Annotated in this window: 19 protein-coding genes, 1 tRNA gene and 5 pseudogenes; 15 read left to right on the top strand and 10 right to left on the bottom strand. The window is 68.4% G+C overall.

Translation table 11 applies throughout. The features are described from left to right. Window positions 1-465 (top strand): annotated as a pseudogene (locus ACFY01_RS39900) (phospholipase). 41 nt (window positions 466-506) lie between these two features. Continuing rightward, window positions 507-656, top strand: coding sequence for a hypothetical protein (locus tag ACFY01_RS39895; RefSeq protein WP_390740729.1), 150 nt, complete (start codon window positions 507-509; stop codon window positions 654-656). Window positions 657-774: 118 nt separating this feature from the next. On the opposite strand, the gene ACFY01_RS39890 is transcribed toward ACFY01_RS39895, so the two are convergent. After that, window positions 775-3,609, bottom strand: coding sequence for a BTAD domain-containing putative transcriptional regulator (locus tag ACFY01_RS39890; RefSeq protein WP_390740682.1), 2,835 nt, complete (start codon window positions 3,607-3,609; stop codon window positions 775-777). A gap of 235 nt (window positions 3,610-3,844) precedes the next feature. Between ACFY01_RS39890 and ACFY01_RS39885 the strand changes: the two genes are divergently transcribed. Both ACFY01_RS39885 and ACFY01_RS39880 read left to right on the top strand, forming a co-directional pair. Beyond that, window positions 3,845-4,426 carry an RICIN domain-containing protein gene (locus tag ACFY01_RS39885; protein WP_390740681.1) on the top strand — a complete coding sequence of 194 codons (582 nt, stop codon included), beginning with the start codon at window positions 3,845-3,847 and terminating at the stop codon, window positions 4,424-4,426. Between the two features lie 408 nt (window positions 4,427-4,834). Next, on the top strand, window positions 4,835-4,984 hold the full coding sequence (locus tag ACFY01_RS39880) for a hypothetical protein (protein WP_390740680.1): 150 nt from the start codon (window positions 4,835-4,837) through the stop codon (window positions 4,982-4,984). 491 nt (window positions 4,985-5,475) lie between these two features. Here ACFY01_RS39880 and dnaK read toward each other — a convergent pair whose 3' ends face one another. After that, the gene (gene dnaK, locus ACFY01_RS39875) at window positions 5,476-7,197 is read right to left on the bottom strand and encodes a molecular chaperone DnaK (protein WP_390740726.1); all 1,722 of its coding nucleotides are present in this window, start codon (window positions 7,195-7,197) and stop codon (window positions 5,476-5,478) included. Between the two features lie 1,063 nt (window positions 7,198-8,260). On the opposite strand from dnaK, the gene ACFY01_RS39870 reads away from it, so the two are divergent. Further along, complete coding sequence (locus ACFY01_RS39870) at window positions 8,261-8,716, top strand: VOC family protein (RefSeq protein ID WP_390740679.1); 456 nt, start codon at window positions 8,261-8,263, stop codon at window positions 8,714-8,716. A 329-nt stretch (window positions 8,717-9,045) separates the two neighbouring features. Here the strand turns inward: ACFY01_RS39870 and ACFY01_RS39865 are convergent. The 6 genes and pseudogenes from ACFY01_RS39865 to ACFY01_RS39840 form a co-directional block, all read right to left on the bottom strand. Next, window positions 9,046-9,147, bottom strand: a pseudogene (locus ACFY01_RS39865) (carbonic anhydrase); the annotation flags it as partial. 6 nt (window positions 9,148-9,153) lie between these two features. Further along, window positions 9,154-9,423: a hypothetical protein gene (locus ACFY01_RS39860; protein ID WP_390740728.1), complete on the bottom strand. Its 270-nt coding sequence runs from the start codon at window positions 9,421-9,423 to the stop codon at window positions 9,154-9,156. Window positions 9,424-9,460: 37 nt separating this feature from the next. Further along, window positions 9,461-9,553 (bottom strand): annotated as a pseudogene (locus tag ACFY01_RS39855) (NAD(P)H-dependent oxidoreductase); the annotation flags it as partial. Between the two features lie 80 nt (window positions 9,554-9,633). Continuing rightward, entirely contained in the window at window positions 9,634-10,317 is a 684-nt protein-coding gene (locus ACFY01_RS39850; RefSeq protein ID WP_390740678.1) for an alpha/beta fold hydrolase, read from the bottom strand. Between the two features lie 114 nt (window positions 10,318-10,431). Beyond that, entirely contained in the window at window positions 10,432-11,574 is a 1,143-nt protein-coding gene (locus tag ACFY01_RS39845) for an FAD-dependent oxidoreductase (RefSeq protein ID WP_390740677.1), read from the bottom strand. A 246-nt stretch (window positions 11,575-11,820) separates the two neighbouring features. Next, the gene (locus ACFY01_RS39840; protein WP_390740676.1) at window positions 11,821-12,516 is read right to left on the bottom strand and encodes a TetR/AcrR family transcriptional regulator; all 696 of its coding nucleotides are present in this window, start codon (window positions 12,514-12,516) and stop codon (window positions 11,821-11,823) included. A 95-nt stretch (window positions 12,517-12,611) separates the two neighbouring features. On the opposite strand from ACFY01_RS39840, the gene ACFY01_RS39835 reads away from it, so the two are divergent. After that, entirely contained in the window at window positions 12,612-12,971 is a 360-nt protein-coding gene (locus tag ACFY01_RS39835) for a hypothetical protein (protein ID WP_390740675.1), read from the top strand. Between the two features lie 132 nt (window positions 12,972-13,103). On the opposite strand, the gene ACFY01_RS39830 is transcribed toward ACFY01_RS39835, so the two are convergent. Beyond that, complete coding sequence (locus ACFY01_RS39830; RefSeq protein WP_390740674.1) at window positions 13,104-13,292, bottom strand: hypothetical protein; 189 nt, start codon at window positions 13,290-13,292, stop codon at window positions 13,104-13,106. Between the two features lie 189 nt (window positions 13,293-13,481). Between ACFY01_RS39830 and ACFY01_RS39825 the strand changes: the two genes are divergently transcribed. The 3 genes from ACFY01_RS39825 to ACFY01_RS39815 all read left to right on the top strand — a co-directional run bounded on the left by ACFY01_RS39825 (window position 13,482) and on the right by ACFY01_RS39815 (window position 14,790). After that, window positions 13,482-13,555 (top strand) — tRNA-Met (locus ACFY01_RS39825). A 670-nt stretch (window positions 13,556-14,225) separates the two neighbouring features. Further along, window positions 14,226-14,630: an ATP-binding protein gene (locus tag ACFY01_RS39820; protein WP_390740673.1), complete on the top strand. Its 405-nt coding sequence runs from the start codon at window positions 14,226-14,228 to the stop codon at window positions 14,628-14,630. Window positions 14,631-14,658: 28 nt separating this feature from the next. After that, a complete protein-coding gene (locus ACFY01_RS39815) occupies window positions 14,659-14,790 on the top strand; it encodes a hypothetical protein (RefSeq protein ID WP_390740672.1) in 132 nt (43 codons plus the stop codon). 123 nt (window positions 14,791-14,913) lie between these two features. On the opposite strand, the gene ACFY01_RS39810 is transcribed toward ACFY01_RS39815, so the two are convergent. Further along, window positions 14,914-16,122, bottom strand: coding sequence for a PP2C family protein-serine/threonine phosphatase (locus ACFY01_RS39810; RefSeq protein WP_390740671.1), 1,209 nt, complete (start codon window positions 16,120-16,122; stop codon window positions 14,914-14,916). 515 nt (window positions 16,123-16,637) lie between these two features. Between ACFY01_RS39810 and ACFY01_RS39805 the strand changes: the two genes are divergently transcribed. From ACFY01_RS39805 to ACFY01_RS39780, 6 genes and pseudogenes are all read left to right on the top strand, one after another. Then, a complete protein-coding gene (locus tag ACFY01_RS39805; RefSeq protein WP_390740670.1) occupies window positions 16,638-16,922 on the top strand; it encodes a GlsB/YeaQ/YmgE family stress response membrane protein in 285 nt (94 codons plus the stop codon). 70 nt (window positions 16,923-16,992) lie between these two features. Next, entirely contained in the window at window positions 16,993-17,223 is a 231-nt protein-coding gene (locus ACFY01_RS39800) for a hypothetical protein (RefSeq protein ID WP_390740669.1), read from the top strand. Between the two features lie 14 nt (window positions 17,224-17,237). Further along, entirely contained in the window at window positions 17,238-17,417 is a 180-nt protein-coding gene (locus tag ACFY01_RS39795; protein WP_390740668.1) for an ATP-binding protein, read from the top strand. 114 nt (window positions 17,418-17,531) lie between these two features. Beyond that, window positions 17,532-17,643: pseudogene (locus tag ACFY01_RS39790) on the top strand (IS5/IS1182 family transposase); the annotation flags it as partial. Window positions 17,644-18,073: 430 nt separating this feature from the next. Next, window positions 18,074-18,277, top strand: coding sequence for a cold-shock protein (locus ACFY01_RS39785; protein WP_006136369.1), 204 nt, complete (start codon window positions 18,074-18,076; stop codon window positions 18,275-18,277). 274 nt (window positions 18,278-18,551) lie between these two features. Continuing rightward, window positions 18,552-20,034, top strand: a pseudogene (locus ACFY01_RS39780) (DEAD/DEAH box helicase). Window positions 20,035-20,080: the final 46 nt, after the last annotated feature.

The following is a 20,080-nucleotide window of genomic DNA, read 5'->3' as shown; positions in this document are numbered from 1 at the left end:
ATGGCCCAGCCGATCCGTTTTCACCATGACTGCCGTCGCATCGCGTTATGCGCCCTGGCCATCACGCCGGCCACGGCCGTACCGGGCGACAAGCCCCAAGTGGTCGCCGGTTGGACACAGACCAGCGCGAGCAGCTACGACGCCTGGGCCGCCGCCCGGGCCAACCAGGGTGCCTGGAGTGCCTACGCCTTCGACTGAAGCACCGACTACTGCTCCTCATCCCCCGACAACCCCTTGGGCTTTCCCTTCAAGATGCCCAGCGCCCGTCACGACTTCGGTTACCGCAACTACAAGGCGGCAGGGACGTTTGCGGCCAACAAAGCTCGCCTGGACAGCGCCCTCTACGCTGACCTGAAGAGGGTCTGCACGGCCTACACCGGCGCCAAACTGACCGCCTGCAACGCGACCGCCTGGACCTACTACCAGGCTGTCGACAAACTGGGCAGCTCCCCGGCGGCGGGCTGACCGCCCCTTCTCTCTGCCTGCGGCCCGTCACCGTCCGCACTGTGGATGTGGCGACGGGCCGTCCCGGCTTCCGCGACGGCATCATGGGTCCGGAACTGATGGAGACCACGCAGGCCCAGGCGGAACGCTTCGGCGCCGATTCGGGTGAGGGGCCGAACGCTGCCGGGGTGGCGTGGTGGATGCAGTGGTGAGCGGTGTTGGTCGACCACAGCGTCGCCGCGGATGCGGCCGGTGCGCTGAAGAAGACACAGGCGACGGCGACAGCAACGGCTGAGGCAGCAAGACGAGCGCGCAATCGAGACGAGTGGGCTACGCCAGCGGTGTGAGGGGGGCATCGGCCGGGAGCCTGTCCAGGTTGTCGAGGAGCTTGATGCGCAGTGGGGCTGCCTTCGGGTGGCCGAGCTCGCCGAAAATCGTCAGGGCCCGCGTCCAGGCTTCATGGGCGGCGGTGGAGTTGGCGGCGGCATGGTGGGTGTCGCCGAGGTCGGCGGAGCTGGAGGCTTCGTGGTACCGGTCGCCGGTCTTGCGGAACAGATCGAGAGCTTGCCGGTAGCAGTCGACCGCCTGCCGGTACTGGCCCAGGTGGTGGTGGACGTAGCCGAGGGCGTCCCAGGCGTACGCCTGAGCGTCGGGGTCCTCGATCTCTTCGGCCAGTGCGAGGGCTTCCCGACTCTGAGTGAGGGCCTGTCGGCGGTCGCCGAGCCTGGCGTGATACCGGCCGATGTGGTTGAGGGCGATGACCTGTCCGCCACGGTTGTGGGCGGCCCGGAAGTGCGTGAGGGCTTGGTGCGCGTGACCGAGTGCCTCCCGGCAGTGGCCCTGGTTCAAGGAGATCCGGCCGAGTTCGTGGTGGATGCGGGCCTCGCCTGCGTGGTCGCCGAGTTCACTGAACAGGCTCAGCGCGAGCGTGTAGTGGGTGCGGGCATCGTCCTGGTGCCCCATACGGTCGTGGATGAATCCGAGACCGCGGTGGGAGGTGGCCTGTCCGGTCTTGTCGTCCTGGCGCCGCGCAGCGTGAAGGGCGGTGGTGAGGGAGGCGGCTAGCGCAGGCCAGTGTCCCTGCCGGTCGAGGAAGGTGGTGAGGACAGCGGCGAGCTGCCAAGTATGGGTGTCGAAGCCGGCGGGGGCTTGGTTGATGGTGGTGAGGAGGACGGGGCGCTCGGCGGTGAGCCAGGTGAGCGCCTGCTGGTGGTCGTTGAGTTCCTGGAGGGTGACGCCCGGTCGGGCCGGGGCAACGGCGATCGGGTCCCGTGTGCAGGTCAGCAGCGAGTCGGCGGCGTGGGCTGTGTGCAGGTAGTGGTCGAGCATACGGCGTACGGCCGATCCCCGGGTGTCGTCGCCGTCGTGTGTGGTGACCAGCTCGGTGGCATAGGTGCGAAGCAGGTCGTGGAAGGCATATCGGCCTGGGGCGTGTTCGGCGAGGAGGTTGCCGCGGGTCAGTTCGGTCAGCAGGACGCCGGTGCGGGCGCGCGACAGACCGGCCAGCGAGGCGGCTGCGGGCAGGGCGGTGTCGGGCCCGGGATGGAGTCCGAGGAGCCGGAAGAGCCGGGCGGCATCGCTGCTCAGTGTCTGGTACGACGTGGAGAACACCGCCCGTATCCGAGTGGCCGGGTCTCCGCCGTCCAGGGCGTCCAGGCGGCTGTCGGCCTGACGCAGTTCGCCGGCGAGGGCGGTGAGCGGGAGGCGGGGCTGGGCGCAGGCGCGGGCGGCCACGATCGCCAGGGCGAGCGGCAGCCCGGCGCACCGGGCGACGATCTCGTCGACAGCGGCGGGTTCGGCAGCCGTCCGGTGGGAGCCGAGACGTCCGGTCAGCAGGTCCCGGGCCTGAGCGGGGGTGAGCAGGTCGATGGTCAGCAGATGGGCGCCTTCTGCCGCAGCCAGGCTGGTGAGGTGGTTGCGGCTGGTTACCAGAGCCAGACAGCCGGGTGCGCCAGGCAGCAACGGCCGGACCTGTTCGGCGTCGCGGGCGTTGTCCAGCACCACAAGTACCTGCCGGTTGGCCAGAAGACTCCGGTACAGGCCCGCCTGTGCTTCCAGGGAGTTCGGGATGCGGGCCGGGGGCACTCCGAAGGCGTCCAGGAACCCACGGACCGCCTCGGCCGGGCCCACCACGGAACCGCCGGGGTCGAATCCGCGGAGGTTCACATACAACTGCCCGTCGGGGAAGGCGTCCCGTATCCGATGGGCCCAGTGCACTGCCAGTGCGGTCTTGCCCACCCCGGCAGTGCCCGACACCGCCGAGATCACCACCGCGGGCGGCGGCACCGGGCCGCTACTGGTAGGGGCGGGCAAGAGGTCGTCGAGCTGGGCGAGTTCATTGTCGCGGCCGGTGAAGGCCGCGACAGCCAGGGGCAGTTGGGCGGGCAACATGTAGGGCATCGCGGATGTTCCCCGCAGGGGGGTGGGGGCGGTGTCCTGGCGTAGGACGGCCGCCTGGATGTCCCGCAGCGCCGGGCCGGGGTCGATGCCCAGCTCGCGGGCCAGTCGGCCGCGGACGCGATGGTAGTGGTCCAGGGCTTCGGCGGAACGGCCGCAGCAATGCAGTGCGAGCATCAGCTGGCCGGCCAGGCGTTCGTCCAGCGGATGCGCCGCGGCGCGGGCGGACAGCTCGGGCAGCAGCGCGGCGTGCTGTCCGAGGCGTAATCGCGAGTCGTTCAGGTCCAGTTGAGCCGCCAGTCGTTCCTCGACCAGGGTGTCGCGCAGGGCGTTCAGCCAGGGAGTGTCCAGAGTTGCGAAGGGGTCCGCGCGCCACAGCCGCAGGGCCTGTTCGAACAGGGCCGCGGCGCGGGTGTCGTCGCCGACGGCGCGGGCCTGTGCCAGGAGGCGACGGAAGGTGTGCATGTCCACGGTCACGGTGTCGGCGGTGTTCAGCACGTAGCCGCCCGGCTGTCGCGCGATGACCGCCTCGCTCGTGGCGGCCAGGGCCTGTCTCAGCCGGGAGAGATAACCGCGCAGGGTAGTGACAGCCTGCCGCGGCGGACGGTCTCCCCAGACCCGGTCCATCAGCTGATCGGCCGTCACCAGATGGTTGACGTCCACCAGCAGCACCGCCAGCACGCCCCTCTGGCGGGCATGGCCCAACATCGCGGACCGGCCGTCGATGCCGGCCTCGATACTGCCCAGCACGCCGAATTCCACCGTCATCCTGCCCCCAAGCTGGCTACCGCACGCCTGTTCCTACCCGTTCGAAGAGCCCGATTCAATGATTGTCCAACGTTTGTCCATGGCCGGCCCGGCACCTTGGTGCGAGGCAGTAACCGCTCCCGCGGATTCCGCTGGTCCGCGTGATGACGGGCCGAGTGCGGCACGGCGATGAGTCCGGACACTGTCACTGCTTGACACATAGAGCTCGATCGAGACTGAAGGAGCCGTGGAACCGATGAAGGTCACCATGCCAAAGAGACTGCAAGTGCTCATCGCCGCGTCGGCGATGGCTTTCGCCGGCCTGATCGCCACGTCAGCTGGGGCAAGCGCGCAGGCGAACCCGGGAGCCGTATCAGCGGCAGCCACGTCCGTCCGGCCGTTCAGTATCGGGGCAGCCTTCACCCTGATCAACAGAGGGACGAACAAGTGCGCGGAGGTCGCGGGCGGATCGCTGGAGGACAACAGTTGGGTGGTGGAGAACGACTGCCTGGCCAACAACACCGATCCCAACCAGAACTGGCTACCCGAATCCGTCGGCAACGGCTTCTACCGTCTGCGGAACCTCAACACCAACATGTGCCTGGACTTCGCCACCGCGGTGAACGGGCAAGGAGTCAAGGACCACGTCTGCGGCAACGACCTTTACCAGCGGTGGAAGCTGAGCGTCGCGCCGGGCGTCCCGGGGTATCTGACCGTGGTGAGCGCAAAGGCGCCGTTCTGCCTCGATCTCAGGGACGGTTCGTCATCGAACGGGACGCAGATCCAGATCTGGCAGTGCCAGGTCGGCAACAACAATCAGCTTTGGCGCCAGGGATAGGCCACAACAGTGCCCCGGCAGACCTCATCCGCCCTGCCGGGGCACCGCACGGCGACCGGGCTGGCCAGGACATTGGCGAGGCGGTTGCGTCGTAGCCGGTGTCCCTCACGACGAGGATGTCCGCGTCGTCCGGCCGCCACTGCCCGGCACGCACCAGCCGGGTGACCACCTTGCGCAGCTGGGTGACGGTCACTGCGGTATTCATCGAGCCGACGGGCGGTCCCGATCAGCTACGACCGGCCCCACTACGTCGCCCCGCCACAGGGAACACGGACCGGCCTTACGCCCCTGCTGGTGGAGGTCCTCTCCCGGACGAAGCATGGCGGCCATGCGACCCCGCAGACCTCGCCCACCTGGTCCCCGCCGTCCCGCTCAGCGACCGTGAGCGACGGCTGGCGGAAGTGACTGGTGCAGGAGATGACCGGCGTCGACGACAGCGTGGACCACGACGGGTACGCCCAAGCCCTGGAGCAGCTGGTCGACGCCGTCGTCACAGGAGACGAGCTGGCCGGACCGCCCCGGCGCGAACCCGCTGTCGACCTCATGACCGCGCTGTAGCAGAGCCTCGATGAGGCACGATCCGTCCGGCATCCCACGAAGCACCCCTGTAAGGCCGACCGGCAGGGGAAGTGATCAGCCCGCCCACCCGATGTCACGGACCTCGATCGCTCCGGCGTGCGGCATGAACTGGAGCCAGCACCGCCGGCCGAACGCCTCCCGAATCTCCTCCACCGAGCCTGCGCAATGCGACTGGCGCCAGCGGCCCTATTCGGCCCCGCCGCTGGCGACGGTGTTGCCCTCCGGGCTGAACGCCATGCCGTCAGTGATGAACGAGCGGACGCTGTTGCCCCGAGTACAGGTAGCGGAGCGGGGCAGACCGTGTGCCAGCCCCGCTCCAATTTCGTCCGCAAGATCACTCGTGGTCAGGGCCTTGAGTGCTGGTCGACGTGGCGAGGTTCCTCGCGTCACTTCCTTGGCAACGGTCGGTCTCGTAAGAGCAGGATGTTGGTGGTGCGGGCTGCTCCGGGCGCTCCACGATCCGCGCTACCTCAGTGGTGTTTCAACGGTGGTGTTTCCACGGTGATGGCGGCCTCCTCGGTGGCCTCGCGGACGGCCGCGTCATCCCCGTTCTTCAGGGCTTCCTTTAGCTCGCCGACCGCGGCCTCAGCCTTGGTCTTGATGTCGCCCGGTACTGTGTCCGCGTGGTCCTTAAGAGACCTCTCGATGGTGTAGACGAGTTGCTGGGCCCGATCGCGAAGCTCGGCGGATGCGCGGCGCTGACGTTCCTGCTCCGCGTACCGTGCGGCCTCACGCATCATGCGCTCGAGGTCGGCCTGCGGCAGGGCGGATTCACCGGTGACCATTACGCGTTGTTCCTTGCCGGTGCGCAGCTCCTTGGCGGAAACGTGCATGATGCCGTTGGCGTCGATGTCGAAAGTGACCTCGATCTGGAGCTCGCCGGCCTTCGCAGGAGGCAGACCGGTCAGTTTGAGCGTGGCGATCTTCCTGTTGTGAACCGTGAGCTCGTGCTCACCCTCGTAAACCTTGATCTCCAGCTCCGTCTGGTTGTCCCGTGCCGTCGTGAAGATCTCGGAGCGCCTGGTCGCAATCGAGGTGTTGCGTGCGATGAGCTTGTTCATGATGCCGCCCTTGGTCTCGATGCCCAGAGAGAGCGGGGTGGCGTCGAGCAGCAGGACGTCCCTGACCTCGCCCTTGAGGATGCCGGCCTGGAGGGCTGCGCCGACGGCGACCGGGTCGTCCGAACGGACGCGTTGGCGTTCCTTGCCGCCGGTCAGTTCGTCGACCAGCTCGATGATCGCGGGCATGCGCGTCGAGCCTCCGACGAGGATGACGTAGTCGATCTCCTCGAGCCCTACACCGGCATCCCGGATGACGTTGTGGAACGGCGCCTTGCAGCGCTCCAGCAAATCAGCGGTGAGCTGCTGGAACCCGTTCCGGGTGAGCCTCTCGCCCAAGTGCAGCGGGCCCTGAGCGGAAGCCGCGATGTAGGGCAGGTCGACCGTAGTCTCGGTGGTCGAAGAGAGTTCGACCTTTGCCCTCTGCGCGGCCTCGCACAGACGCCGAAGCGCTGTCCTGTCCTCGGCGAGATCGACGCCGTGGTCGTCGGCGAATCGCTTGACCAGATGGTCGACGATGCGCTGGTCCCAGTCGTCACCGCCGAGTTCGTTGTCGCCGCTGGTGGCCATCACGTCCACAACGCCGTCGCTGATCCCCAGCAGCGACACGTCGAAAGTGCCGCCGCCGAAGTGGATGACCATGACTGTCTCCTCATCCCGGTCCAGGCCGTAGGCGAGAGCGGCGGCGGTCGGCTCGCTGACGATGCGCAGGACGTTCAGCCCCGCGATCTGGCCGGCCTCCTTGGTCGCCCGCCGCTCGCAATAGCCGAAGTACGCCGGGACGGTGATCACCGCATCGGTGACCCGCTCGCCCAGGTACGACTCGGCGTCCCGCTTCAGCTTCTGCAGGATGAACGCGCTTATCTGCTGCGGCGTGAAGTCCGTGCCGTCGATGCATACCTTCCAGCCGGTGCCCATGTGACGCTTGACCGAACAGACGGTGCGGTCCGCGTTGGCCACCGACTGCCGCTTGGCCGGCTCGCCGACCAGCACCTCACCGCTCTTCGTGAAGGCGACGACGGAGGGCGTGGACCTGGCGCCCTCCGCGTTGGTGATGACGGTCGGATCACCACCTTCGAGAACACTCACCACAGAATGCGCCGTACCAAGATCGATCCCGACAGCACGAGCCACCGTGCACTCCCCCCAGTCGTCGCGGCGAAGGCCGCGCGTGAACTTCCCCTCCATCAGGCTTCCATATCCGGCCAATTCGCACACAGCTCTTCAATGGACCACAGCATCTCCTTTCGGAGAAGGACAGCCGACCCGGCCGAAGGGCGACGCGACGAGCCGACCGCCTGCGTCGTGGACTCCCGGATAGTCAAGGCCCCACCAACGTGCCCGCACCGGGCGGAGTATCGACGAAGCCAAGCGCATCACGGGTGTTACTGGCGGTTCTGCCTCACTCGCCCAGCCATCCTTCGCGTCCGGCTTCGGTGATTCGGGCGAGAAGGTTGTCGCGGATCTCCGTCAGGCGGGTGCGTTGGGCAAAGGCGGGGCGGAGCATGAACCAGCGGATGCAGGCGTGTTGGTGGATACAGGAGGTGCCGCAGGCGCAGGCGCAGATGCCGACGGAGAGCTTGCGTCGTCCGGAGTGGCCGAGGAAGGCGTCCCATTCCTCGGATGCGGGGGTGCGGTTTCCTCGCTGGGGCGCAGGGCTCGGCGGCGGGCGATGAACGCGCGCCTCGGGTGGGTGATCTCTGGCCGGGGACCGTGACGTGGGCCTGTGGGGCGGGTGTTGGCTGTCCGTGATCCGTTATCTGGCGTCGACGTACCTGCGGTTGAGCCCGTACTGGATCAGCCACTCTGGCGGAGGCGGCCGCCACTCCTCGCCCTGGCCGCTCGGCTTCACGCCGTTCCTCCTCGGCTATCCACCGGTCGATCACCTGCAGCTGTCGGACGGTCTGCTGCTCCACGACGCGCCGGGCGAAGCGCAGCGCCCCGAGACGCGAGAGCGGCTGCTCACCACTCATCTGCCGTTGACCCTGCGACGTCAAGATGGCGGAGGCTCACGGGACGTCATCTCCCCGTGGGCGTACGCGGACGATGGGTCCGAACCGTGCCCGGCTTTCGGGCCCCTCCCCACCACCGGCACCTCAGCGACTCTCTGCACACGGTGAATCACATCTTCACTGGCCACCGCTCCCCGCGCTCGTGCATCGTGACGGTGTGAAACCGATCGCCAAGCGGAGGCACAATGACCGATGAGGCTTCCTTCCGGGTAGGACTTCGTGTTGGGGATGTGACCGAGGCAGCCACGTTCTATCAGGGACTCGGGTTTGAGCAGACCGGATCGATCCCCAGTCCCGACGGCCGGACGATCATGACGATCCTCAGACGCGGTGCCCTCCAGCTACTCGTCGACGCCCTGGTCGGCATGCCATTTCCCGACAGCGACCGTGAACGCTTGACGAGAACCGGCCCGCGGGGCCTCGGTGTGGTCATCGGCATCGAGGTGACAGACGTCGACGCGACCGCGGACTACTGCCGCTCGGCCGGATGCCAAGTCACCACCGGCCCAATCGACGCACCGTGGGGCGAACGGTACGTCGAATGCCTCGATCCGTACGAGTACGCATGGAAGTTCTTCCAACTGCTCCCGGACCCACCGCCAGACAGCTTGAGCGCCACTCACAACAGCTGGTTCACCTGAGCCACACCTGAAGCCAGCCACCACCCCGCCACACGACACGAAGTCCCACCCGGTGAACGTTCGTGGTCAGCGCACTAGAGATGAACGAAGCCAGCCAGGGCGGCCCAGAGGGATCCGCCCGATCGAAAACCGTGAGGTCGACCTGGACGCCTACGCAGGACCGATCTACTTCATGATGCACGGCGTGCAAAGCGAAGGACGAGCCCGCGAACTCGCCGCTGCGCTCCACGCCGCCCTGTACGGCGACCTGGGACCCCTGAGCCGCGCAGTGCCTCCCGCATCCTGACTGCCGACCGGGCAGATCACGCTGCGGGGCTGCGGCTGGGCGGTCAGGACACGCCGGGCACAGCCGCGTCGAGGCCGCGAGCGGCGACGAGTTGCGCACTGCCGTCGGCCAGGCGGTAGCGCAGGTCCACCACAGCGTTCTGGCCGCGGGGCTACGTGTCCCTCCTCGGTGCCGGCTTGGCGGAGCCGAGGACGGAGAAGCGCAGTGGGTTCCCGGAGGGATCGTATGTGGTCAGGCGTGTCCCGGCATGCTGGTGCGGGTGGTCGGCAGCCGTAAGCCGCTCGGCCAGTGCCTCGATCGCCTTTGGATCGGTCAGCCGCAAGTCGACGCAGGTGAGCCGGGCGGTGTCGGGCCCCGCGGGCCTGCCTCCGTGCGGGCTGAACCGGTTGGTGAGGACCAGGAGGCTGTGGTAGTCGCTCACGCCGAGCGAGATCGATCAGTTCGTACTCGGCGTCGCCGCGCTTTCGGGCCTGCTCCAGAACCCACTGTGCGACGCGTTCGCCGGCACGTCCGGTGCGGGTGCTGCCGAGAATGATTGCGATCTTCGTCATCGTGCCTCCGATAGGTGGAAGGAGCAGTTGGCTGCAGGCCCCGGGACAGGTCGTTCGGCGACCGAGCGTGATGGCCCGGTTCAGTGGCTGGTGGTGAGGAAGGCGTCGAGGCGGGCGAAGACCGTCTCGGGCTGCTCGCGGATGGGCAGGTGCCCTGCGCCGGGGATGAGTTCGAATCGCGCGTGGGGGAACGCCGCGGCGTAGGCGCGGCCGAAGTCGGGGGTGACGACTGTGTCGTCGGTGCCCCAGATCACCAGTACCGGGCAGGTGACGGTGGAAAGGCGGGGCAGCATGCCGGGGTCTGCCATGGCCGGCCCGGCGTAGGCGCGCAGGGCGGCCATCGACTGCGCGGACGGGGCGCCCTGCGGCGCCTGTCCTGCGGCCGCCGGAGCCGGTGGCCCGGCGGGCACGGTGATCTGCCGGCCGGGTATGGCGGGGCCGATGGCGTCCATGAGGACGAGCCGGGAGATCCGGCCCTCGCGGTCGTCCAGGACGGTCTGGGTGGCGACCCAGCCGCCGAAGGACGTGCCGATCACCGTCACGTCGTTCAGCCCGAGGTGGCCGAGCAGGTCCAGGTAGGAAGCGGCGAGTGCGGACACGGAGTCCAGATCGTCAGGCCGCATGGTGCCCTCCCAGCCCGGATGGGTGGGCGCGACCATCCTGTGATCCGGTGCCAGGTGGTCGATCAGGGGATTGATGCTGGCGGGGCCGGGGCCGCCGTGCAGGACGAGGACCGGGCTGCTGCCCGTGCCTGCCTCGCGCACTTCGAGGTCGAGACCGGGCCGTACAGGGATGGTGCGCTGCAGGGGGGGGGCATGAGGTGCTCCTGGACGCGGGGTGCTCGGTGGCTGAGGGCACGGTGGCCGTGAGCGCGGGCCTCAGTGGGCTGCCGGGCCGGAGGTGAAGAAGGCGACCATCTGCTCCAGGCTGCGCTCGCCGAACATCGTGTCCAGGTTGGCGGCGGACTCGGCGGCGGACTCCTCGCTGCGCGGGAAGAGGACCTCCTCGTACGCGGCCAGCGCGGCCTCGGTGTCGCCGGGGTGGGCGGCGATGGCCAGGGCGAGTTCGGCGCCGTCGAGCATCGCGAGGTTGGCACCTTCTCCGGCGAAGGGGGACATCAGGTGGGCGGCGTCGCCGAGCAGCGTCACGCCCGGGACCCGGTCCCAGCGGTGCCCGACGGGCAGGGCGTGGATACGGCGCGGGGTGATCGTGTCTGCGTCGGCGACCAGGGCGCGCAGGCTCTCGTCCCAGTCATGGAAGTGGGCGAGGACCGCGGCCTTGGCGGTGGCCTGGTTGGTGAAGTCGACCGTGTCCAGCCAGCCTTCGGCGGCCTTGAGCGCGGTGTAGACGTGGAGGCTGCCGTCGGTCTCCCGGTGGGCGAGGACACCGCGTTCGTCCCCCAGGGCGATGAAGAACCCGCCGCCGATGACCGCGGCGCTGCGCGGGTGGCGGGTGTCGGCGTCGAACAGGTCGGTCTCGACGAAGGAGATGCCGGTGTAGGCGGGCCAGGCGCTCGAGACCAGTGGCCGGATCCGGGACCAGGCGCCGTCCGCGCCGATCAGGAGATCGGTGGTGATGGCCGAGCCGTCGGCGAACGTCACCTCGTGACGCCCGTCGCCCAGAGGCCGGGCCCTGGTGACCTTGCGGCCCCAGTGGATCGTGCCGTCGGGCAGGTAGCCCAGCAGCAGGTCACGCAGGTCGCCGCGGTCCACCTCCGGCCGGCCACCGCTGCCGTCGTCCTCCTCGGCCACGTGCACGGTGCCGTCGGGGCCGAGCAGGCGCATGGCCTGACCGCCCTCGTGGACGATCTTGAGGAAGTCGTCGTGGAGACCGGCGGCGCGCAGGGCCTTCTGCCCGTTGGTCTCGTGGATGTCGAGCATCCCGCCCTGCGTACGGTCCGCCGCCGACGCCTCCAGCTCGAAGATCGCCGACTCGATGCCGTTGACGTGCAGGACGCGGGCGGCGGTCAGGCCACCAAGACCCGCGCCGATGATCGCTATCGGGAAATGAGTGGTGTTCATGGGGGCCTCCGAAAGCAGTAGGGGGAAACACCTCGGTGCGTCGAGTCAGCGCCGCCGACGCCGCAAGCCCCCTTTCGCAGGGCGGCGTGCGCGACGGGGCGGCAAGGGATGCCTCGGCCACCTCCTCAAGGTAGCGAACACGTTCGTTGCGAACAAGTTCGTCAGGGCGGTCACTGGGCGGGCGGCGAGGAAAACGTGCGTTCCCCAAGCCGCATCCGCCGCAGGGCGGGCCGCCCGGCCCCAGGCTCAGTCCACTGCGCCCGGGACGGGTGTGTGGGTGATGCCGTTGACGAGGACGTCGAAGCTCCAGCGGATCCTGTCCGGCACCGAGCCGACGATCAGGGCGGGCATGTGCGCGGTGATCGCCGGATGTGTGGCGGCGTCCACGGCATGCAGGGCGCGCACGGTGGCGTCCCAGTCCTCCTCGGAGGCGGGGTCGTGCTCGCGCGTCGAGTGCTCGGCAGCGGTGGCTGTCGCGTCCTGGAGCAGTTTGTCCACCCCCCAGGCGACCTGCTCGCGGCCGGCGCCGCTCTGCGCGAGGAGGTCGAGGATGCGCTCCACCAGGCGCAGGTAGTTCTCGCCGCTCGGGCGGGCGACGAGCGCGGCCCGCGCGAGCTGCGGGTGCTCGAACAGCAGCTGGGTGTACGACGTCATGACGGCGCGGAGCTGCTCGCGCCAGTCCTCTCCGCCGTCCCGTCCGGTCAGGTCGACCTCGCCGAGCAGGGAATCCAGCACGGCCGCATGCAGTTCGGCGGTGTTGGCGACGTAGACGTACAGCGACGCAGGGCCGGTGTCCAGCTCCTGCGCCAGGCGGCGCATCGTGACCTTCCCCAGTCCCTCCGATCGCATGATTTTCACGGCGGTGTCGACGATCCAGCGCCGGGACAGGGCGGGCTTCGCCGGGCGCTCCCGGCGGCTGATCGGCTCTCTTCTCGCGGTCATAACCCGACCGTAACGAACATGTTCGAAGTGCGGGGTGCCCGGTTAGCCCTCGGCCTTCACGGACCGGTTCTGGCTTGCCCAGAGCCAGTGGGGGGTTGCCCGCGCCGGGCGGAAGACGCGCCCCGGGTCAGGCGCGAGACCGGGAGGGCCCGGCCACCGACCTTCCGCGCGGCCTGCTGGGCTTCCTGCTCCTGGCGCTCGCGTTCGTCGGCTTCGGGCTGCGCTTGGTCGATGGCTGTGGCCGAGTGCCGCGGGGCCCGCTGCCCTCATCGAATCCTCATCCGCGCCAGAAGAAGATCGCGGGCATGAAAACGGCACGCTATGTGCATTTCGACGTACTGCGGGCTGTGGCGATGGTGCGGGTGGTGGTCTTCCACGCCATCGGATACGGCGTGGGACTCGACCGAGCTGAGCTGGGTGTTCAGATGCTTGATCCACCGTCCTTTCGGCTGTAGGACGGCATGCGGGATGACGACGCGGTGAGGAACCGGCGGATCTCGGTGAGCTTCTCCCGGATGACCGCGACCTCGTATGCCTGGAGCTCGGCCGCATCCGAGCAGAACTTGTAGCCGTCGCCCTGGTCCAGATCAGGGGGCGGGCTTGGTCAGGCCGAGCGGCCGGTGTTCGTTCTGCATGGCCCGGATAACGGTGTGCGTCCGAGTGAGCCGCGAGGGCACGAGGATGGCAAGGTGCCAGGCGGGGACGTCGACGAGCTCGATCTCGTGCCCGTCACGGCACCAGCTTCTGTACAGCTCCTTCGTCCCCGGAATCCTCACCGCTGCCGCTCTTGACGATCCTGCCGCCAGCCTCCGCGAGCTCTTGCAAGAGCTGCTCTGTGAACGTCACACGATGCTGTGATGAGCAGTGGCCATGTCGGTCGATCATGAGTAATCGGGCCCCCTCGGTGCGCAGGCGAAAGTCGATTGGGCCGATTCCGATCGGTGCCGTACAGTTCACCGTACCGACGCGGGGTGGAGCAGCTCGGTAGCTCGCTGGGCTCATAACCCAGAGGTCGCAGGTTCAAATCCTGTCCCCGCTACTCAAACGTGAAGGCCCGGTATCCACCGGGCCTTCACTGCGTGTCTGCCGGGTCGGGGCTCTCGGCGAACAGGGCACCGCGGTCCCAGAAGGCGTCAACGCACTGGGCTGCACCGACGCCGTACGCTGCCTCAGCCGCCGTGCTCACGCAATCGCGGATCTGACACGAGGAGACAACCCGTTTACACGGCGCAGTCTGCCGTGCTGTCGGCAGGCTGCGCCGAGGGACCGGCCCCCGCCGACCATGGACAGACAGCAGGACGATGGGCATCGCTGGTTTCCTGGCTGGTTTTCGGTCAGGAACAGCCGACGGTTTCGATGCGGTGCCAGACGGTCACGAGCACGGTGATGCCCAGAGGGAGTGCGCCTCGTGTCGGCGGGCATGTCGCTCACCGCTGTGCTTCGCCGTCGGGGCGGGGTGCGGGAACGGCCAGGACGGCGGTGTCGTCGTCCATCCCGGTGCCGAAGGCCTCGAGGGGGCTGCAGCGCACTCACCCAGCACGCGCCGGCACTGTCGAATTCCCGGCGGATGACTTTCGCGGGATCTGCCGGTCACCCGGCAGACACAGATGGTTCACCGGGCAGGCATGGGTAACCCGACAGATGGCTTCCACCAGGTGCGCAGAGCACCGGTCGGCGGCGGCCCAGAGCACCCGCGCTGGAGGAACCTCGTGAACGGCGAATTGACCATCCCATCGTGCGAGACGCGCTTTCCCGCAGTCACGGCGAGCATCACGGCCGCCCGGCACTGGGTCCGCGAGTGCGTGGACGGTTTCGGCGGCCCGCTGCGCCAGCACCGGATGATCGAGACCGCCGAACTGCTCGTCTCGGAGCTGATCACCAATGCCATCCGCCACGGTTCCGGCCCGCCCCTGATCCGGCTCACCTGGAACGGGCGGTGGCTGCGCATAGCCGTCAGCGATTCCAGCGACCGTTGGCCCGGCAAACGCGCCACTGCGAACACCGAGCCCGGAGGTTTTGGCATCCAGCTCCTCGACCGACTCGCTCGACGCTGGGGCGTCACCCCGGCTCAGCCCGGCAAAACGGTCTGGGCCGAACTCGGCCTCGACTTCTGAGCGCCGTGCGGAGCTGACCACCAGCAGCGTGGTCCACGGCGCCGGTTCGGGCACGCTGCGGATCTGGGCCGAGAGCGACCGGGTCGTCTGCGAGGTCCACGACGGCGGACTCGCGCGACGCCGCATCACGGCCGGGCCACGTATCGACCACCCCCGATAGCGTTACCGATCAACGTCTTCCCCACCGCTCACCGGCACGTGAGTGACGCTCAAAGGTGACTGTGTATCGCCGTGCTCATCCCCTGCCACCCCACCGTCGAGCAGGCCCGCTCCACGTGGGGACTCAGGAGGAGGCCATCATGGCTGCGGGGTCGGGGCTCGGTCCGGCCGGACGGCTGCGATTGCTGTGCCAGTCCAGTATCAGGACCGTGGCGTCGTCCTTGAGGTTGCCGTGGCAGGCGTCGAGCACCGCGGCGGTCAGGGTCCGGACGGCTTCTCGCGGGTGCAGCGCGCGGGTGTCGTGAATGACCGAGGCCAGGTCGACGGCCGCGGCACCGCGTTCCTGCATTCCGTCGGTGAGCAGGACCAGGCGGTCCCCGGGTCTCAGGAGTAGCTTCTGTAGGCGGTAGGTGGTGGGTGCCGCCACACCGAAGGGCAGGTTGACGGCGAGTCTCACCTCTTCGACGGCGTTGTCACGCAACAGCAGGGGCCGGGGGTGGCCGGCGTTGACCAGTTCGCACAGGCCCGTTGCGAGGTCGACGCACAGCAGCTGTCCTGTGGCCAGGCCGCGGCTGTGGGTCAGCAGGGCCTCGTGGGCGTGGCGGGCCTGCTTGAGGGCGTCACAGCCGCTGCGACGTGCCCGCCGCAGCGCGCCGACCAGCAAGCTGGCCAACAGAGCAGAGTTCGTGTCGTGGCCCATGGCGTCGGTGATCGACAGGTGCAGAGTGTCGCGGTCCAGCGTGTAGTCGTAGGTGTCGCCACCGATGTCGTCGGCCGGGACCAGTCCGGCGGCCAGAGTGAACTGGTCCGCCTCGCAGCAGGAGGCCGAGGGAAGCAACTGGTGCTGGATCTCCGCCGCCAGGCTGGTCTCGGTAGTGCGCCGGCTCTGGTGGTACAGATCGGTGAAGCGGCGGTCCGTGACGATGATGTAGGCCAGCGCGTGGGCCGCGTGGCGGACCTGGCGCAGCACGGTGTCGTCTGCGGACTGCAGGCTCACCTCCAGGACGCCGATGCAGTCGCCGCGGTTGGTGACGGGCGTGATGACGCGTCGTCCGCCTTGGCCGTCCGGTTCCACATTCTGGCGCTGGCTTTGCAGAACGCTGTCGTAGACGCTGCCCTGCAGGTCGATCGGCTCGCCAGGGTCGGCGACCTTGTCACCGGTCGCGGCGAGGCGTACCAGCCGCTGGCCGATGAGGTCGACGAACAGGAAGGACACGGCCTCGGCACCGAACCGCTTCTGCAGGTCGTGTGCCACCACGTCGACGGACTCACCGGGCGGGGCCGCTTCCGCAGCGGCCAGCAACTCGCCCAGTTCCAGATCTCCACCGTTCACAGCAACCTCCTGTCGGTTGCCGCACCTTCTTCCCCGAGTCTGTGCAACCTCACATATTTTGCCCATTTTGCCTGGTCAGGGCAGGATTCCAGATCGGTGCGAGCACGTCCCGCCTTCGTCAGGCGGCGTTCGTGGGCGATCGTGCGGCCGGTGCGTCGGCGGACATGGGACGCGGAGGAAACAGCATGTCGACTGCATGGCGAGCGATCCGGGAACGGGCCGATGCCGCTCCGGTCCACGGTGGTTGCTCGACTCGGTGCCGGTGCGGCGGCCCTATTCGGCCAGGTTTGGTTGCCAGTGGAGGTGGGCGACGCCCGATCCCAGAAGCTGGCGCCCGCGTGTCCGACCGAAAGATCATTACGGAGCTGTTCGCCGCCTGACGTCGCGGCCGCGCCGACGGCGGGAGATGGGGTCAGGAACTGGCACGGCCGGGTTCGGGGAAGATGTTTGTTCGGGCGTGATCGGTGCAGACGATGAGCTGACACAGCCTTTATGTGACGAAGTGGAAAGGCGCCATGGGCATCGTCGCGTGGATCATTATCGGCCTGCTCGTCGGCGCCATCGCCAAGGCTTTGATGCCGGGCAAGGACCCGGGCGGCATCATCGTCACCATGCTCATAGGCGTCGTCGGCGGTCTGTTCGGCGGCTGGCTCGGCAAGGTCATCTTCGGTGTCGACTCCATCGACGGGTTCTTCGATCTCTCCACCTGGATCGCCGCGATCGCCGGCTCCGTCATCCTGCTCGCCCTCTACCGCCTCGTCACCGGCAGCCGGCATTCGCACCGTCACGCGACCCGCTGAAGGCACAACGTCTCCGGACACACCGCGGCGTGTCGTGCGTCCCGGCTGAACTCGTGTCCCGGGTGAGCTCTTGCCGGTCCAGGCCGGCTTTGAGGTGCTCGGCGCTTCGGACACCGGGTTTCCGGGGCTGCGGGTGACCGAGGTGCCCGCGGGCACGCTGGTCAGCTGGACGGCCTCGGGCGGGTTCATCGCGCTCGCCCGTGACCAGGCAGGCCGTGCAGCGAGCAACGACAGCATGAGAGTGATCGTGCAGACGGCAACGTCAACCGCTACGGCGACGCCCCAGTGGGCCTGCGGCTGATTCGGGGTCAACCTGTGATCTGCGAGGTCTCCGATCCCAGCCATACGCAGCCGCATCTGCGACGGGCCCCGTGGAAGGACGAAGGTGGCCGCGGTCTGTTCCTGCTGGCGCGACTGACCCATCGTTGGGGCAGCCGCTACACCGTTGCGGGCGAAACCATCTGGACCGAAAAACTGTTGGAAGAAGTGCTCTGACCTGTCGGCCCGTTTGGCTGATGTGATGCAAGTGGGCGCTTCAGCCGACGGTCACCGGCACACGTCGCACCGTCGGCCTGCCTGGCCACTCTGTCGGAGTAGTACACGAAGACGTCCCGTCGGCATGCGCGGGTACGAACGGTTCATCCAGCAGTCCGAGAGCCTGATCACCTGGGCCGCCATCACCTTTATGACCAGACGCCTCACCCACACTGAGGAGGTGGGCTCGCTCGTCCGGGACCGGAACGGCAGCCGCTGCGTGGTCATCGCCCCAGTCTCGCAACTGCGTTTCCTGGGCGGCAGCGGATTTACTCCAGCCGTCGCGCAGCGTGCCGGTTGGCAACTCCTCCTGAGACGTTAAGCTCCGAGTGAATCAATATCTGTTCCCGAGGGATCAGATTTTGGGGGTGCGTGCAGTGGGAGTTTTTGCCACGAAGAGCAGAGTGGAATTAATCCACCGCACGCGGGCCGCTTCGGCGTGCTACTGTCTATCTCAGTTGCAGTTGTGGTTCCCGAAACTTCAAGTGCCCCCACCAGGCTTCTGCCGGTCGGGAGCACTTTTGTATTTCCGGTCATTTCCGGGCGGGGTGATCATCGCGGCGACACGGCGTCCGCGTGGTGCGGACGCCGATGCACTGCCCCAAAGGAGATATGACATGGCTACTGGTACCGTGAAGTGGTTCAACGCGGAAAAGGGCTTCGGCTTCATCGAGCAGGACGGCGGCGGCGCCGACGTGTTCGCCCACTACTCGAACATTGCCGCGCAGGGCTTCCGTGAGCTGCTCGAGGGTCAGAAGGTGACCTTCGACATCGCGCAGGGCCAGAAGGGCCCGACGGCCGAGAACATCGTTCCGGCCTGACCTCACACGCAATCCGTAGCTGGGGCCCGCATCCTTCGGGGTGCGGGCCCCAGCTGCATGCGTATCCCGCAGCGGGCGCATCCTGAAGCGCTGCACCGCAGCCGGCGCCCGGATCGCAAGGTCCCCATCGCGTCACCCATTTCAGCACCTGTGCCCACGGATGTTTCGCCGACCAAATCTGCTTTCTTTTGCCACCGGTCCATACTTGTAATTCTCCGTGCCATTCATCGCGGCGGGAATTCCTTGATATGTGCCACATCGAGGAAGGTTCCGCATGAACCGCGCGTACACGAACGACCGCCCCGCCCGCACCCGTGACGGCCGTGCCGACGCCGGAAGGGGCGGCAGCGGCTACGGCTCGCAGGCACCGCGCCGTACCGGCGGGCCCGTCCGCTCCGGCGGTTACGGCCGTCGGCCCGCCGCAGTGCAGGGTGAGTTCGCGCTGCCCAGGACGATCACCCCCGCACTGCCCGCCGTTGAGGGCTTCGCCGATCTCGACATGCCCGAGCGAACTCGGCAGGCAGGGTGTGACCGCACCGTTCCCGATCCAGGGAGCGACGCTGCCGAACTCCCTGACGGGCCGTGACATCCTGGGCCGCGGCCGCACCGGTTCCGGCAAGACCCTCGCCTTCGGCCTCGCCCTGCTCGCCCGCACCGCCGGACAGCGTGCCGAGCCCCGCCAGCCGCTGGGGCTGATCCTCGTACCGACGCGTGAGCTGGCGCAGCAGGTGACCGACGCGCTCACCCCGTACGCCCGCTCCGTGCGGCTGCGGCTGGCCACGGTGGCGGGCGGCATGTCGATCGGCAGGCAGGCCAGCGCGCTGCGCGGCGGAGCCGAGGTCGTCGTCGCGACACCGGGGCGGCTCAAGGACCTCATCGACCGCGGCGACTGCCGGCTGAACCTCGTCGGCATCACCGTGCTGGACGAGGCCGACCAGATGGCCGACATGGGCTTCATGCCCCAGGTCACCGCGCTGCTCGACCAGGTGCGCCCGGAGGGGCAGCGCATGCTGTTCTCCGCCACCCTGGACCGCAACGTCGACCTGCTGGTGCGCCGCTATCTGACCGACCCCGTCGTGCATTCGGTCGACCCGTCGGCCGGTGCGGTCACCACGATGGAGCACCACGTCCTGCACGTCCATGGCGCCGACAAGCACGCCGCCACGATCGAGATCGCCGCCCGCGACGGCCGCGTGATCATGTTCCTGGACACCAAGCACGCCGTCGACCGGCTGACCCAGGAGCTGCTCAACAGCGGGGTACGCGCCGCCGCGCTGCACGGCGGCAAGTTGCAGCCGCAGCGCACCCGCACGCTGGCGCAGTTCAAGACCGGGCACGTCACCGTGCTGGTGGCGACCAATGTCGCGGCGCGTGGCATCCACGTAGACAACCTCGACCTGGTCGTCAACGTCGATCCGCCGACCGATCACAAGGACTACCTCCACTGCGGCGGCCGTACCGCCCGCGCCGGCGAGTCCGGCAGCGTAGTCGCGCTCGTCACGCCGAACCTGCGCCGCAGCACGGTCCGCCTCATGTCGGACGCCGGAATCCGGCCGCAGACCACCCAGATCCGCTCGGGCGACGAGGCCCTGAGCCGGATCACCGGCGCCCAGGCCCCGGCCGGCATCCCGGTCGTGATCACCGCACCGGTGGTCGAACGCCCCAAGCGCGACGCCACCTCCCGAGGCCGACGCCGCCCTTCCTCGGTGACCCGGCGCGCCCGCGTACGCCAGCCCGTCCTCGACACGGTGGCCTAGAACCTTCGCGATCAGGAAGCTGGGCCCATCTCGCAGGAGGCACCTT

Source organism: Streptomyces sp. NPDC001480, from assembly GCF_042894725.1.
In the GTDB taxonomy this organism is placed as follows: domain Bacteria; phylum Actinomycetota; class Actinomycetes; order Streptomycetales; family Streptomycetaceae; genus Streptomyces.
The sequence above is the reverse complement of the archived record's forward strand: the minus strand, read 5'-3'. Positions and strand labels throughout refer to the sequence as shown.